This window comes from Arthrobacter sp. PL16, assembly GCF_035985055.1.
Taxonomy (GTDB): domain Bacteria; phylum Actinomycetota; class Actinomycetes; order Actinomycetales; family Micrococcaceae; genus Arthrobacter_D; species Arthrobacter_D cheniae.
In genome coordinates, this window is sequence record NZ_JAXCIC010000006.1 from 132233 (window position 1) to 146066 (window position 13834).

A 13834-nucleotide genomic window follows, 5' to 3' on the forward strand; every position below is an offset into this window, starting at 1 on the left:
GGGCGGCGATCGCCGCCCCTCGTCGACGTTGAGGTCGGGTCGCGGCCGGCACAACGAAGCACCGCGAACGCTCGGCGCGGGTTGGGTATTGGCTGCTCCCGGTCCGACCGGTATGCCGACCCGCCGCCGTCATCCCTAGAACACGATGACGCTACGGGCCCGCTCACCCCGACGCATCGCGTCGAAGGCCTCGTTGACCTCACCGAGGCCGATGCGGTGCGAGATGAGCCGGTCTACCGGCAATCGGCCCGCGAGATACAGCTCGGCCAGTCGCGGGAAGTCCCGCCCGGGCACGGTCGACCCGTAGTTCGAGCCGATGAGCGACTTGCCGCTCTCCGCGAGCGCCAGCGCGTCGATGGACACGGGACTGTTCTCCGGCGGCAACCCGACGATGACGGCCTTGCCACCCGGCGCGATAAGCGATGGCAGGGACTCGATCGTCTGGACGCGCCCGATGGCCTCGAAGGCGTAGGCCGCCCCTCCCCCTGTGAGCTCCCGAATCTCTTCCACAAGCCCCGCTGACGGCACGAGCGTGTGGGTAGCCCCGAAGTCCCTGGCCACTGCGAGCTTGTCCTCGCTGAGGTCGACGGCGATGATCGGATGCGCTCCCACCAGCCGCAGCGCCAGGATGATGGAGAGCCCCACGCCACCGGTCCCGACGACGACGGCGGACGTGCCCGCTTCCACGCCGGCGTCGTTCACCACGGCCCCGAAGCCCGTCGCGACGGAGCACCCGATGAGGCTCGCGACGTCGAACGGGACCTCCTTCGGAATGCGGATGGCACCAGCCTCGGGCACGACGGCGTACTCGCTCATGGATCCGACGGTCAGGTAGGGGAACACGCGGTCGCCGTCGAGCGTGAGCGGGGTGCTGCCGTCGGGCAGGAGGCACTCCTCCGACCGGCTGCCCGTGCACACGTAGGACTTCCCCGAGAGGCACGCGGTGCAGCGCCGGCACGGGTAGAACCAGGAGAGGATGACGTGGTCGCCGACCTCCACGTCGATGACGCCGTCGCCGATCGCCTCGACCGTGCCCGCGCCCTCATGCCCCATCACCGTGGGCGAGGGCAGCGTCCAGTCGCCGTCGAGCACGTGGCGGTCCGACCCGCACACGCCGGACGCACCCATACGGACGAGGACGGTTCCCGGCCCGGGATCGGCCACCTCAACGGTCGTCAGCTCGAGGCTTCGCGAACCGATCCGGTGGATGGCAGCCCGCGAGGGGCGGCTCATGCGCGCCGCTCGACCTTCTCGGCGGGACCGTAGCCGCCGACACCGCGACGGACGTAGAGCACGCGCGCGAGGACGTAGTAGACCACCGCGCCGACGATCGCCGAGGGGAAGGACGCCGTGATGTAGCCGAAGATCGGCTGCGCCGTGAGGGTGACCGGGTTGTAGATCACCAGGTAGAAGATGGCTCCGGCGGCGACGGCACCGAGCCCGGCCAGGTTGACGCCGCCGTGGAAGTGGTACGCGCTCTCGGTGCGGTGGCGATACAGGTCCTCGAGGGCGACCCGCTGACGGCGGAGCACGAAGTAGTCGGCGATGATCGCTCCGCACATCGGAGCCAGGAAGGCGCCGCTGAGGGTCACGAAGGTCATGAACCGCGTGTACATGAAGCCGGGGAAGAACGCGAGGATGGAGGGCAGGACGAAGAACGCCGCGCACAGCCACGCCCACCGGACCCGCGAGAGCAGGTTGCCGCTCGCCTGCCGGATAGCGAGCACCGTGGAGTAGACGATCGAGGACGTGCTGGTGATGTTCGCGAACGCGATGAACAGCAGGATGAAGGCGCCGAGGATCGGCCCGCCGAAGGGCAGCATCCAGACGGTCGGGTCCGAATCGCCCAACGTCAGGGCGGCGGCCATCCCGACGATCTGCGCGATCAGCGTGGCTCCGAGCAGCCCGCCGTAGGAGGGCCACAGCGCGGCCCTGGGTGTCTTGGTCAGCCGGGCGAGGGACCCCATGACCGGATACCAGGACACACCGACGCCGACATTGAACTCGACGGCGAGGGCGAAGTTGAGGCGGTCGTCCTCGAAGGGGGCGAGCGGTGCGGCGGTGAGCAGGGTGTTCCAGGACGTGTTGAGGACGAGGAAGACCATGAGGAAGACGGTCACCACGATCAGGCCCGGCGCGATGAACTTGTTGAACCGGCCGATGGTCACGGGCCCGCGGGAGAGGATCCACCAGGAGACGGCGATCGCGACGAGGGCGAAGAACGTCACCATGAGGCTTTCCGGGCCGAAGTCGGTGCCGACGGCGGAGTTCGAGACCTGCGTGACGGCCCTGCCCACCATGATGGCCAGCAGGGAGGACCAGCCCATCTCGGTGATCAGGATGACGGTGAAGACCAGGATGCCCACGCCGACCAGCCCGAACACCGGTCGGAGGATGGTGTACTGCTCGACGCCGTAGCGCTGGCTGGCGACGACGCTGGCCAGGATCATGAACCCGAGGCCGATCGCGTTGCCGATGACCATCGCGGCGACGCCCTGCTGGAATCCGACGAGCAGCGCCGTGGACCCGCCCACGAGGAACGCCCAGGTGGCGATGGCGAGGCTGATGTTGACGCCGGTGAAGTCGGATCCGTTCCAGATCCGTTCGCCACGGAGCAGGGGCAGCGAACCGAGCGCTCCGACGCTCTCGCCATCGGCCTTCGCGTCGGCCCTGTCACCGGCCTTCGCGCTGTTCCGACGCTTCCCCTCCGTGCTCATAGCACAAGCACCAGGAACCCGAGCAGGGTGATCCCCAGGGTCACAAGGGTGAACAGCGTGAGGTCCCGGGCCGAGAGCGGAGCCCGGGACGGATCGCCGTGCTCGTGAGCGGAAATCTCCTCCAGCCTCCGGTGCAGATCGGAGGCCGTTGTTGCGTCAGCTGAATCCATGGTGCGTTCTCCGATTCTCGAATTCCGCTCGGCTTGGATACATGGTTGTGTCTATCATGTGGGCTGTCGATGCATTGGCGCACATGGAAACTGCGCCGGAAATTGAGCGTTCACGACCGCGCTGATGGGAGTAGAAGTGCCCGGTTTGGCTGTATTGCAGGCCCTCGGCGTGGTCGACGACGTGGACGGGAACCTGCGCCGCCTCGACGCCTATGCCGCGCGCGTGGCGGACCACGGTGCGGAGATCCTCGTGACGCCCGAACTCTTCGCCATGGGCTATGCTCCTGCGCTGGTAGCCGGGTCCGACGGGCCCGGAATCCGAACCGAACTCTCGGACATCGCGCGACGGCACGGTATCGCGCTGGTCGGATCGACGGTCGACGACGCCGCGGACGGCCGGTACATCAGCGCCTCGCTGTTCGATCGGCAGGGAACGGAACTGACCCGATACCGGAAGGCGCACCTCTTCGGGGCGGAGGAACAGGCAGCCTTCTCCCCGGGGAACGACCTCCCGGAACTTGTTCCCCTCCTGGGCCTGACCGTCGCGCTCGCCATCTGCTACGACATCGAGTTCCCGGAATTCGCGCGGAGCGCGGCGCAGCGTGGCGCGGACGTACTCCTCATTCCGACGGCTGTACCTGCAACGGGCGACGTCGGGGGGCGGGCACCCGAGCACACCTACAACGCTGAGCGCATCTCGACGATCCTGGTGCCGGCCCGGGCCCTCGAGAACGGCGTCTACATCGCGTACGCGAACCACACGGCCCCGGACTTCACGGGGATGAGCACCATCACCAGCCCCTACGGGACGTTCCTCGGGCTGGCGGGTCACGGCGAGGAACTCCTGTTCGCCGACGTGGACCAGGCGGAGGTCGTGCGCGCCCGGGAGCTCAACACCTATCTGACCTGCCGTCGCCCGGGCCTTTTCGCCTAGCCTTCCAGCCCCGCTCCCCTTGCGGAATTCATGCGCGTCCCCTCAGTGCCCTCCTGCCTGGAGTCGCTCCTCCTATGCTTGGCGTGACCACTACAGCCCTCCGACCACACGGGAGCCCTTCATGACCTACGAACTCCGCACCTACACCGCCACCCCCGGCAAGATGGACGCGCTCATGGCACGGTTCCGCGACCACACCATCAACCTGTTCATCGAGCACAACATGAAGAGCCTCGGCTACTGGACGCCGGTCGGCAGCCCCGAGGTCCTCATCTACCTCCTCGAGCACGACGGCGACCCGAAGGCGAACTGGAAGGCCTTCGGTACCGATCAGCGCTGGATCGATACGAAGGCGGCGTCCGAGACGGAGGGCTCCCTGACGGCGAAGATCGAGGCCGTGCTGCTCGAGGCAACCGACCTCTATCCGCTCGCCGAGGCGAAGTAGCGCCCGCGCGATAGGGCACATAGTTGCGCAACGCAACTTATTCTTTCATCCGCGACTGTTGCTCCACAGGCTCCTGCCACGCCATACGGTCGGCAGACCAGCACCTACAGAGTCTCAGGAGTATTCAATGAAGAAGTCCTCGATCGCCCTAGCCACCGCAGCCGTAGCCGGCATGTCCATCCTGTCCGCATCACCCGCACTCGCCGTCGGACTCCCGTTCAACAACTGCACGGAGGCAGCCAACGTCGGCGTCTTCAACATCCCGATCGGTACCCCCGGTTACCAGCCGGGTCTCGACGCCGACAAGGACGGCTTCGGGTGCGACGCAGCGGGGACACCCGCGTACGACGCGAGCATCGTCGATCGCATCGTTGCCGAGAACATGCCGCCCGTCGCGCCCCAGCCCCCGGTCGCGCCCCAGCCCCCGCAGATGGGCCAGATGCCTGTTGGTGGCGCCGACACCGGTGTCGCGCAGACTCCTCAGGGAGACGACTCCGGTGCCCTCGCACTCGGTGGCGGCCTGGTCCTCGCGGTACTCGGCGGAGCGTACGTCGTGCGGCGTCGGGTAGCGACCACCAGCTGATCCCGATGAACAGCAGGAGGGCCCGGCATCTGGGATGCCGGGCCCTCCTGCTGTTCGACGGTGGTAGCGCTGCGGAGTCCTGTCGGAACCTCCGGCAGTTTTGATCAACCCGCGTTGGGCAGCGAGACCTCGACCGTGCCTGCCACGACGCGCGTGATGAAGGAGTGCTGCGGCGACGTCGCCGGCCCCTGCACCACCTCACCGGTCTTCAGCGAGAAGCCGCTCTGGTGCCAGGGGCACACAACGCACGGATTGCCGTCCTTGTAGGTGATCTCGCCTTCATTCAGCGGACCGGACAGGTGGCTGCAGGTATTCGATAGCACGGAGACCTCGCTGCCCTGCCGGAAGACGACGAGCGGCACCTCACCCAGCACCCTCTTCTCGAGCTTGCCGTCGGGCAGATCGGCGAGCGCACCGATCGAGTGCCAGCCCGCCGCCACCCGGTGCGGGACGTCCTCGTTGTGGTTCGCGCCGAGCGCCTGCCTGTAGGACATGTGGCCACCGAGGAAACCACCAGCGGAGACGACGACGAGTCCCGTATAGGAGAGCAGTTTGCCGGACTTGCCGCGCAGGCGCTGAATGAGCGACAGCGAGTACAGGACGACGGCGATGACGTTCGCGGAGGCGTGGACGATCCCGACGCGCAACTGCTGCTGCTGACCCTCGGACCAGTCGGTCCAGCCGGCCAGGGCCGTGGGGGCGGCACTCGCCACACCGGTGCCGATGAGGATCGCCGACGCCTTCTTCGAGCCGGGAATCGCGTCGAGGATCGCCGCGGAGAACCAGGTGCCCGTCGGGACGAGGATCATCAGGGGATGCAGCGGGTGTCCGATGGGTACGCCGTGCAGGATGTCCCGGAGGGCTCCAGGCCTGATGACGGCCTGGACGATATCACGGGCCTTGTTGGCGATCGGGTCGAGCGCGGCAGCATTCTCGAGCTTCTCGATGGTCTGCAGTGGACGCAAGGTCTTCATGGGTTCTCCCGAAGTCGCAGATGAGGCGGCAGGCGCCACCGGCTGTTGTCCGAAGCATACTGACGAATTCGTGCTGGTGGTCGGTCTCCTGCGCGGAACTCAGCCCTCTTGCTCTAGCTCCGCAGCGCCGTCCGATCCCGCAGCGCCGTCCGGTCCCGCCATGCGCCTGTCGACCACAGCGCCCACACGACCAGGACCGGCTGGAAGAAGAGACGGGTGAGGCGGGCGCCGTCGGTATCGAGTCCGAAGGCGCTGACGCCGTCGACGTACTGGGCGATGTTGCCCGGGAAGATCGCGACGAAGAACGCGGCGACCACCCAGCCCACCATCACGCGGTGCTGGCCGAGGAAGACCAGCGCTGCGCCGAGCACCAGCTCGACGACGCCGGAGGCCACCACAACGCCGTCGCTGTCCAGTGGCAGCCAGCCAGGAACCTGCGCGGCGAATTCGGCTCGCGCAACCGTCAGGTGGGCGGTGCCGGCGAAGAGGAGGAAGGCTCCGAGCACCACGCGCGCGACGCTGCGGGGCAGGGAGGTGCGCGCAGGAGACGTCATCCGGCGGAGCCTAGCACCGTGTCCGTGGTGTCCTGCCATGCACGAACAGGTGGCACGATCAGGTAGTCCCCCCGAAAACTCGGGTATTCGATCGGGGGGACAGAACTCCAGTGTTCTCCTACTGTTGCACCAGCTGACTGGACTGCGGTCAGCTGGTACGCGGCGCCACCGGGGCCGTCGTTCCAGGGGGAATGCACCATGCCACGATCGACCACTGCTGCCACCGCACCGTTCCGCGTCCATCTTTTTAGGCGCCAGGTTGCGTCATGCGGGGAAGTCTGGCGGTATCGGGCCGAACCCTTCGATAAAATCAGAATGCCGCCGTTCCAGCCTGTGCACCCGTAGCCCTACGAGGGTAGGACCCGCCCCGGGGAGTGATCCACCAGGCGTACGCCCGCTCGAGCATGCTGGACGGCGGAGCGCCGTATGAAGCCCACGAAGGAGACCGTTATCACCGCCCGCAACCGCACCAATGTCCGCCTCCGCACCACCCTCGCACTGCTCGCCGATCACCAGGAGTCCGGCACCGCCGTCGCACCCGGTGAACTGATGTCCCAGGCCGTGGCGGAAGTTCCCTTCGACGACAAGGAAGCCGAGCTCCTCGCCGGCGGTGTTCCCCGCGGGTACAAGGCCCTCACCACTGCGACGTCGAAACTCGTCAAGGCAGGCTGGCTCCTGAAGAGCCGCAACGGCTGGGCAGCCACGGAAGAGGGAGTGCGCGCCGTCCGCGCCTTCACCGATCCCGACCAGTTCGTCAACGCCATGATCAGCGGCGCACCCGTGCCCGACCAGCCGGTCGAGGCCCCCGCACACGCACCGCTGGCACCCGAGCAGCTCGGCGAGGAGGCCCAGGCCATCCCGGCGGAGGACCCGACTCCCCCGGATGTCACGCCGACCCTCGAGGTCACGTCCGAAACGGATGCGGCGTCGGACGAAACATCCGACGAGATGTCCTTCGGCACGACCGACGGACCATCCGAAGCTTCATCCGATGAGACGACTGATGTTGCCGCGAGCGCCGACGCGTGGCACGACCAGCCGCAGTCGGTCGCCCTGTCCGGCGACTTCGATCCGCTGTTCGGTGAGGCCGGGCACTGGTCCACCGACCTCCGCGAACTCCAGCTCTCCTACGACGCCGGTGACAACAGCTGGAAGCAGACCCTGCAGATGCCTGCGGGGACCTACCAGTTCAAGATCCTGGTCAACAACTCCTGGGACGAGAACTACGGCCGCTACGGCGTGCGCGACGGCGCCAACCACGAGCTGCAACTGCTCCTGGACACGGCCGTCACCGTCCGGTTCGACTTCGCAACGAAGGACATCACGACCTCCTAGGTCCCGATCCCCGGCCCCGCCCCCTGTCCTGACCGGCAGCCGGCGGGGCCGTCGTCGCTCCCTGCCACCTGCCGGCGTCGAATCGCGGGCTCGACGACGGTCGGTCCCACTATCAACTGCGACTGAGTGGGCATGTTCGAACATGCCCACTCAGTCGCACTCCAAAGTGGGCTGGTCCAGATCACCGGGCTTCGGCCGCACGCGGACCGCCGACAGGTGCGGCCATCAAAGCCGGCGCGACAGCTCCGGGGTCCACAGGCCCGCGAACGAGTCCTCGAACAAGGCCCGCCTCACAGGGCCGGCGAAGCCTGCGAGCGCAGGATCTGCAGCGCCATGAGGCAGGTCGCCTGCCCCTCGAGGGATGTGAGCGAGAGCTGCAGGAGCCCCTCCAGCTTCGCCAGCCGTTGGGCCAGCGTGTTGCGGTGGATGAAGAGGGATGCGGCGGTCCGGCCCGGCTGGGCATCGTTGCCGAGGAAGGCCTCCAGCGTCCGGACCAGGTCGATGGAGTGCACCTCGTCGTAGGCGATGACCGGCGCCAGCAGCTTGTGCGCGGCGACCCGGGCGCCCGACGACGCGGTAGAGGCGATCAGGGCGCGTATCCCCAGGTCGGGGGCCCGCTGGGGCTTCCGGACGGTGCCGACCATGGTGCCCGCCTGGTGGATGCCGAGCCGCAGCTCGTCGATGGTGTGGCAGGGTCCCTTGACCACGAGGGCCTGATCCGGAAGGTCCCGCACGCACGCCGTGAGGAACCGCTCCGCCGCGCGGTCCGGGCCGACGCCGTCGAGCGGCCCCTGGGCGAAGGCATAGAGGATTCCGGAGCGCAGCTGGACCCGGACATCCCCGAACCGGGCCTGCAGCAGCAGGCGGATGCGCCACGCGTTGGCGAGGTTCCTGCGGCCCGTGGTGGCGGCGAGCACGAGCGTGGGCCCGTGTACGTCAAGCCCCGTCGCCCGGAAGGATGCGGTGAATTCCTCGAGGGCCACCCCCGCCCAATCGGGGACCTGGTCCAGCAGCACCTCGAGTTCGCGTTCCTTGTGCGTGGTGGTGTGCAGGGCCGTCTGGAGCTGCACCGCGATGATGGATGCCGCTGGAGCGAGCAGGGTCGACGCCGGGTGGTCGGATACCGCGTTCCGCACGATCAGCTGGAACGAATCACCCGTTCCCATCGGCAAGGGGATGCTGCCGTGACCGGCTTCCACGGGTACGTCGGCGAGGTCTGATTCCGACCAGGTCGCTGCAGCCGGCGATCGTGCGATGACCGATCCTGCCGCGTCGACGATCGCGAGGTCGCCCTCGACCGCCTGGGAGGCGGCGTCGAGGATGACCTGCAGGTGGGACCCTGATGCGGCGAGCTGGGCGCACTCCTGGGCCAGCTCCCAGGAGCGGTTGACCGCCGTATAGCGCTCCACCTGCAGGACGTTGGTCACGTGCCTGTGGACCTGCAGGAACGGCACCGACCGCGGTATCTCGAGCAGCGGCACGTCGAGGGCCGAGGCAGCCTGCACCAGTCCGGGCGGGATGAGCCGGTGCGCCGTCCCGGTTCCGAAGGCGATGGCGGCCACCCGCACCCGGACGAGCCGCTCGACGTACGCGGTCCACGTCCTCTGGTCCTCGATGTTCAGCCCGATCCCGTTGGTCAGGAGCAGGACGTTGTCGCTGAGGAAGGGGGTCGGATCGATGGTCTCGGCAGGCGCGCACCAGCTGATGTCCCAGCCGAGCCGGTCGGCCGACGACGGCGTGTGGAGGCGCAGCTGCAGGGTGTCGGCTGCCAGCAGATCGGCGACGATCATGGGATTCTCCTATGTGCGGATGCCCTGTCGAGGCCAGGAAGCAAGGGCAGGGGCCCACTATATAGGTCACGGATCGCTCATTATTGTTGACGCATGACGCACGTCACAGAGCGGCGCGGGACGCCGACCATCAACTCGGACATGGGCGAGTCCCTCGGGCTCCACTCCTTCGGCAACGACCTCGCGCTCCTGGACACCGTGGATGCCATCAACGTGGCCTGCGGCTTCCACTCGGGCGACCCTGACACGATGGCCGACACCGTCGCTGCCGCCCACGAGAAGGGCGTGCTGATCGGCGCCCACCCCGGACTCCCCGACCTCGTGGGCTTCGGACGACGCGAGATGAAGCTGACGCCGCAGGAGGTCGAGCACCTGATCCTCTACCAGGTCGGAGCACTGACCGCCTTCCTGAAGTGGGCCGGAGCCGACCTCAATCACATCAAGCCCCATGGATCCCTGTACGGGATGCTGGCCCGTGATGCCGAGCTGATGAGGAGTGCGGCCAGGGTGGCGCTGCTGTTCGGCGTCCCCGTCTACGGCATCGCCGGTACGGCGCACCAGACCGTGTGCGAGGAGCTGGGCGTGCCCTTCGTCGCCGAACTCTACGTGGACCTCAACTACGGTCCGGCGGGGGAACTCCTCATCCAGCGCCGCCCCGAACCGACCGATCCGGCAGCAGCAGGACGGCGGGTGGCCCGTGCCCTGGCGGACGGACACGTCGAAGCCTCCGACGGAACGCTCCTCGCCATCCCGTTCGACAGCGTCTGCGTCCACTCGGACGCCCCCAACTCACCCGAGGTGGCGGCAGCAGTACGCTCCGCCCTCGGTGCACCCTGATCCACGCCCATCCTCCTCACCGCCCTCCCGAAAGGACCCCCGTGGCCGACATCGTCTCCCCACTGCCAGGCATCTTCTACCGCAAGCCCGGTCCGGACAAGGACCCGTACGCCAACGAGGGTGATCCCATCGAGGCCGGCCAGACCATCGGCGTCGTGGAGATCATGAAGCAGTTCTCCGAGATCCGCAGCGACGTCTCCGGCACGCTGGCGAGCTTCGCCGTCGAGGACTCCGGAACGGTGAATCCTGGCGACGTGATCGCCACGGTCACGGAGGGCTGACCATGGAACGGTTGCTGATCGCCAACCGCGGCGAGATCGCGGTGCGGATCATTCGCGCGGCACGGGAACTGGGAATGGAGACGGTCCTTGTCGCGAGTGAGCCCGACGCCGGATCCTACGCGGCCTCACTCGCCGACGAGGTACGCGTCGTGGGCCCGGCCCCGGCCGCGAAGAGCTATCTCGATGGGGCCGCGGTGCTCGCAGCCGCAGACGCGTCCGGATGCGACGCGCTCCATCCCGGCTACGGCTTCCTCTCGGAGAATGCCCGCTTCGCCCGCTCGGTCGTCGACGCGGGCATCACCTGGGTGGGCCCCTCCCCCGACGCCATCGAGCTGATGGGCAACAAGTCCAGGGCCCGGCAGGCTGCGCAGGATGCAGGCGTCCCCACGCTCCCGGGAAGCGACGGCGCGCTGGACCCGGAGGCCGACGCCCTTCCGCTGGCCCGAGCCATCGGGTACCCGTTGGTGGTCAAGGCTTCTGCAGGCGGTGGAGGGCGGGGCATCCGCCTGGTGACCGATGAGTCGGACCTCCTCCAGACCATCGACGTCGCCCGGGCGGAAGCCCAGGCCGCCTTCGGCGATCCCGCCGTCTACCTCGAGCAGTTCGTGCACCGCGCGCGGCACGTGGAGGTACAGATCCTCGGGGACGGCGAACGGGTGATCCACCTCGGCGACCGGGACTGCTCGCTCCAGCGCCGCCAGCAGAAGATCATTGAGGAAGCTCCCGCTCCGCAGCTGCCCGATGCGGTCCGGCAGACGATCTGGGCCTCCTCCATGGAGCTCGGGCGTCAGTGCAGCTACTCCGGACTCGGCACCATCGAGTTCCTCTACGACCCGGAGCGGGAACAGGCCGCGTTCATCGAGATGAATACCCGGCTCCAGGTGGAGCATCCCGTGACGGAGATGGTCACGGGCCTCGACCTGGTGCGCGAGCAACTGCTCGTGGCCGCCACCGGGAAGCTCCGGCTGCAGCAGGAGGACATCGGGTTCCGCGGCCATGCCTTCGAATTCCGCATCAACGCCGAGGACCCGTCGCAGGGCTTCATGCCCAGCCCCGGCACCCTGGCACGCCTCGACTGGCCCGGAGGCCCCGGCATCCGGGTCGATTCCGGCGTGGTCGCAGGATCCGCCGTCGCCCCGTTCTACGACTCGCTGCTCGCCAAGCTGGTGGTGTGGGACCAAAGCCGTCCGGAGGCTATCGAGCGCTCGGCACGTGCACTGGACGAGGTAAGGATCGAGGGTGTGAAGACCACCCTCGCGCTGCTCTCGACAGTCCTCCGCCGGCCGGAGGTGCGGGACGTGACGCACCACTCCAAGTTCATCGAATCCACCCCCGATCTCCTCGGAGCTGACGCATGAGCCAGTCGACCCATACACCAGCCCCCGCCCGCTATACCTGGGGCGGCGACGAATTCCTCTTCGTCGAGATCGCCGAGAGCATGAGCCTCACCGCCAACTTCACCGCGAACGCCATGGCCACCAGGCTCTCGGCGCAGGCCATCGACGGCGTCACCGACATCTGCCCCGCGAACGCATCCCTCCTGGTGCGCTTCGATCCCGATGTCGTTCCGCCGGATCAGCTGGAGGCCCTCGTGCGGAAAGCCGAGGAGGAGGTGGCCCGGCTGAGCGAGCAGACACTGGAAACCCGCATCATCGAGATCCCCGTCTGGTACGACGACCCCTACACCCGCGAGACCGGTGCCCGCTTCCGCAAGGGCCACCAGCGCCCGGAGGGGACCGACCTGGATTTCGCGGCCCAGGAGAACGGGCTGGCATCGCCCCAGGAGTTCATCCGCCGGCATCACGAATCCCCCTGGCTGGTGTCCATGGTCGGCTTCGTCGCAGGGCTGCCCTTCATGTTCCAGATCGTTCCGCAGGAGGAGCAGCTCGAGGTGCCGAAGTACCTGAGCCCGCGGACGGACACACCACCGCTGACCGTCGGGCACGGAGGATGCTTCGCCTGCATCTACTCCGTCCGGGGCGCCGGCGGGTACCAGATGTTCGGCATCGCCGCCGCGCCGATCTTCGATCCGGCCCAGAAACTCGCCGACTTCTCGGACTTCATGATCTTCTTCAAACCCGGGGACATCGTGAAGTTCAAGCCCATCGACGAGGACGAGTACAAGGCCATCCAGGCCGAGGTCGACGCCGGTACGTTCACCTATCGCCAGGCTCCGGTCACCTTCGATCTGCAGAAGGCCCTGGCCGACCCGACCGCCCACAACCGGGACATCATGGAGACGCTCAATGGCCTTTAGCATCCTCGAACCCGGCCTCGCCACCTCGGTCCAGGACCAGGGACGGCTCGGCTACTACAACGTAGGCATCCCGCAGGGCGGTGCGATGGACCAGCTCTCCGCCTCCATGGCGAACGCCCTCACCGGCAACGCGGCCACGGACGCGGTGCTGGAGTGCGCGTACCTCGGGCCGAAGTTCACGACCGACGCCGACGCCGTCATCGCCGTCACCGGCGCGCCCGTGGAGGTGCGTGTCAACGGCACGACGGCGGACCAGTGGACGCGGCTGTCCCTCGCGGCCGGGGACGAGGTGTCCTTCGGCATGCTGTCCGGCGGGACGCGCTACTACATCGCGGTCCAGGGCGGCATCGACGTGCCGCTCGTCCTGGGAAGCCGCAGCACCTATGCACTCGGCGCACTCGGGGGATTCCAGGGCCGGACGCTCAAGGCCGGCGACGTCGTCCCCGTGGGTCCAGCGCCGACGTCGGCCTCCCGCAGGCTGGACTCGATCCCGGACGAGCTGCGACCCGCCTATGCGCGGGAGGTGTCGGTGCGCATCATGCCGGGGTTGTACGACCATCGCCTCACGGCGGAGGGCATGGAGACGCTGGTGACCGCCTCGTGGAAACTGACCCCCGTGGCCGACCGGACCGGCCTGCGCTACTCCGGACCCGACATCGAGTGGAAGCCGCGCACGCAGCCCTTCGGCGCCGGGTCCGATCCGTCGAACATCGTGGACGCCGGGTACGCGATCGGGTCCATCCAGGTTCCCGGCGGCAAGGAGCCCATCGTGCTGCACCGCGACGCGGTCTCCGGCGGCGGGTACGCCATGGTCGCGACGGTCATCAGCGCGGACATGGACGTCGTCGCCCGCAGCGCACCGGGTACCGTGACCCATTTCGAGCCGGTGACCATGGACCAGGCGCTCACCGCACGCGCCGACGCGGCGAGAATCCGGCGGTCGGTATGGGAATGAGG

Annotated in this window: 15 protein-coding genes; 9 read left to right on the top strand and 6 right to left on the bottom strand. The window is 68.0% G+C overall.

What is annotated here, in order from left to right; all coding sequences use genetic code 11:
• Window positions 1-135: 135 nt before the first annotated feature.
• Genes RCH21_RS13085 through RCH21_RS13095 form a run of 3 tightly spaced genes read right to left on the bottom strand, consistent with a single transcriptional unit; the run spans window position 136 to window position 2887 of the window.
• Window positions 136-1233 (bottom strand): alcohol dehydrogenase catalytic domain-containing protein, encoded by a 1098-nt coding sequence (locus RCH21_RS13085; RefSeq protein WP_326964755.1) that lies wholly within the window; start codon window positions 1231-1233, stop codon window positions 136-138.
• Entirely contained in the window at window positions 1230-2717 is a 1488-nt protein-coding gene (locus RCH21_RS13090) for a purine-cytosine permease family protein (RefSeq protein ID WP_326964756.1), read from the bottom strand. The genes RCH21_RS13085 and RCH21_RS13090 overlap by 4 nt, the downstream gene beginning before the upstream one ends.
• A complete protein-coding gene (locus RCH21_RS13095; protein ID WP_326964757.1) occupies window positions 2714-2887 on the bottom strand; it encodes a hypothetical protein in 174 nt (57 codons plus the stop codon). The genes RCH21_RS13090 and RCH21_RS13095 overlap by 4 nt, the downstream gene beginning before the upstream one ends.
• A 145-nt stretch (window positions 2888-3032) precedes the next feature.
• On the opposite strand from RCH21_RS13095, the gene RCH21_RS13100 reads away from it, so the two are divergent.
• The 3 genes from RCH21_RS13100 (at window position 3033) to RCH21_RS13110 (ending at window position 4849) form a co-directional block, all read left to right on the top strand.
• Window positions 3033-3821 (top strand): nitrilase-related carbon-nitrogen hydrolase, encoded by a 789-nt coding sequence (locus RCH21_RS13100; RefSeq protein ID WP_326964758.1) that lies wholly within the window; start codon window positions 3033-3035, stop codon window positions 3819-3821.
• 121 nt (window positions 3822-3942) lie between these two features.
• A complete protein-coding gene (locus RCH21_RS13105; RefSeq protein WP_326964759.1) occupies window positions 3943-4266 on the top strand; it encodes an NIPSNAP family protein in 324 nt (107 codons plus the stop codon).
• 127 nt (window positions 4267-4393) lie between these two features.
• Complete coding sequence (locus RCH21_RS13110; RefSeq protein WP_326964760.1) at window positions 4394-4849, top strand: excalibur calcium-binding domain-containing protein; 456 nt, start codon at window positions 4394-4396, stop codon at window positions 4847-4849.
• A gap of 104 nt (window positions 4850-4953) precedes the next feature.
• On the opposite strand, the gene RCH21_RS13115 is transcribed toward RCH21_RS13110, so the two are convergent.
• Window positions 4954-5823 carry a Rieske 2Fe-2S domain-containing protein gene (locus tag RCH21_RS13115; protein ID WP_326964761.1) on the bottom strand — a complete coding sequence of 290 codons (870 nt, stop codon included), beginning with the start codon at window positions 5821-5823 and terminating at the stop codon, window positions 4954-4956.
• Window positions 5824-5936: 113 nt separating this feature from the next.
• A complete protein-coding gene (locus RCH21_RS13120; RefSeq protein WP_326964762.1) occupies window positions 5937-6377 on the bottom strand; it encodes a DoxX family protein in 441 nt (146 codons plus the stop codon).
• Between the two features lie 426 nt (window positions 6378-6803).
• On the opposite strand from RCH21_RS13120, the gene RCH21_RS13125 reads away from it, so the two are divergent.
• Complete coding sequence (locus RCH21_RS13125) at window positions 6804-7712, top strand: pullulanase X25 domain-containing protein (RefSeq protein WP_326964763.1); 909 nt, start codon at window positions 6804-6806, stop codon at window positions 7710-7712.
• Between the two features lie 290 nt (window positions 7713-8002).
• Here the strand turns inward: RCH21_RS13125 and RCH21_RS13130 are convergent, their stop codons facing one another.
• Window positions 8003-9502, bottom strand: coding sequence for a PucR family transcriptional regulator (locus RCH21_RS13130; protein WP_326964764.1), 1500 nt, complete (start codon window positions 9500-9502; stop codon window positions 8003-8005).
• Window positions 9503-9595: 93 nt separating this feature from the next.
• Here RCH21_RS13130 and pxpA point away from each other — a divergent pair, with 93 nt between their 5' ends.
• The 5 genes from pxpA to RCH21_RS13155 are packed head-to-tail and all read left to right on the top strand — an operon-like array spanning window position 9596 to window position 13832.
• A complete protein-coding gene (pxpA, locus tag RCH21_RS13135) occupies window positions 9596-10339 on the top strand; it encodes a 5-oxoprolinase subunit PxpA (RefSeq protein ID WP_326964765.1) in 744 nt (247 codons plus the stop codon).
• Between the two features lie 41 nt (window positions 10340-10380).
• Window positions 10381-10620, top strand: a complete 240-nt coding sequence (locus RCH21_RS13140) for an acetyl-CoA carboxylase (RefSeq protein WP_326964766.1) — start codon at window positions 10381-10383, stop codon at window positions 10618-10620.
• A gap of 2 nt (window positions 10621-10622) precedes the next feature.
• Window positions 10623-11978: an acetyl-CoA carboxylase biotin carboxylase subunit gene (locus tag RCH21_RS13145; protein WP_326964767.1), complete on the top strand. Its 1356-nt coding sequence runs from the start codon at window positions 10623-10625 to the stop codon at window positions 11976-11978.
• On the top strand, window positions 11975-12877 hold the full coding sequence (locus RCH21_RS13150) for a 5-oxoprolinase subunit B family protein (protein WP_326964768.1): 903 nt from the start codon (window positions 11975-11977) through the stop codon (window positions 12875-12877). The genes RCH21_RS13145 and RCH21_RS13150 overlap by 4 nt, the downstream gene beginning before the upstream one ends.
• On the top strand, window positions 12867-13832 hold the full coding sequence (locus RCH21_RS13155) for a biotin-dependent carboxyltransferase family protein (RefSeq protein ID WP_326964769.1): 966 nt from the start codon (window positions 12867-12869) through the stop codon (window positions 13830-13832). Before RCH21_RS13150 ends, RCH21_RS13155 begins: the two co-directional genes overlap by 11 nt.
• Window positions 13833-13834: the final 2 nt, after the last annotated feature.

Excerpts from the sequence above, each read along its gene's own strand:
- RCH21_RS13085 (WP_326964755.1), bottom strand. The coding sequence starts at position 1,233 with ATGAGCCGCCCCTCGCGGGCTGCCATCCACCGGATCGGTTCGCGAAGC.
- RCH21_RS13090 (WP_326964756.1), bottom strand. The coding sequence starts at position 2,717 with ATGAGCACGGAGGGGAAGCGTCGGAACAGCGCGAAGGCCGGTGACAGG.
- RCH21_RS13095 (WP_326964757.1), bottom strand. The coding sequence starts at position 2,887 with ATGGATTCAGCTGACGCAACAACGGCCTCCGATCTGCACCGGAGGCTG.
- RCH21_RS13105 (WP_326964759.1), top strand. The coding sequence starts at position 3,943 with ATGACCTACGAACTCCGCACCTACACCGCCACCCCCGGCAAGATGGAC.
- RCH21_RS13110 (WP_326964760.1), top strand. The coding sequence starts at position 4,394 with ATGAAGAAGTCCTCGATCGCCCTAGCCACCGCAGCCGTAGCCGGCATG.
- RCH21_RS13115 (WP_326964761.1), bottom strand. The coding sequence starts at position 5,823 with ATGAAGACCTTGCGTCCACTGCAGACCATCGAGAAGCTCGAGAATGCT.
- RCH21_RS13120 (WP_326964762.1), bottom strand. The coding sequence starts at position 6,377 with ATGACGTCTCCTGCGCGCACCTCCCTGCCCCGCAGCGTCGCGCGCGTG.
- RCH21_RS13125 (WP_326964763.1), top strand. The coding sequence starts at position 6,804 with ATGAAGCCCACGAAGGAGACCGTTATCACCGCCCGCAACCGCACCAAT.
- RCH21_RS13130 (WP_326964764.1), bottom strand. The coding sequence starts at position 9,502 with ATGATCGTCGCCGATCTGCTGGCAGCCGACACCCTGCAGCTGCGCCTC.
- pxpA (WP_326964765.1), top strand. The coding sequence starts at position 9,596 with ATGACGCACGTCACAGAGCGGCGCGGGACGCCGACCATCAACTCGGAC.
- RCH21_RS13145 (WP_326964767.1), top strand. The coding sequence starts at position 10,623 with ATGGAACGGTTGCTGATCGCCAACCGCGGCGAGATCGCGGTGCGGATC.
- RCH21_RS13150 (WP_326964768.1), top strand. The coding sequence starts at position 11,975 with ATGAGCCAGTCGACCCATACACCAGCCCCCGCCCGCTATACCTGGGGC.
- RCH21_RS13155 (WP_326964769.1), top strand. The coding sequence starts at position 12,867 with ATGGCCTTTAGCATCCTCGAACCCGGCCTCGCCACCTCGGTCCAGGAC.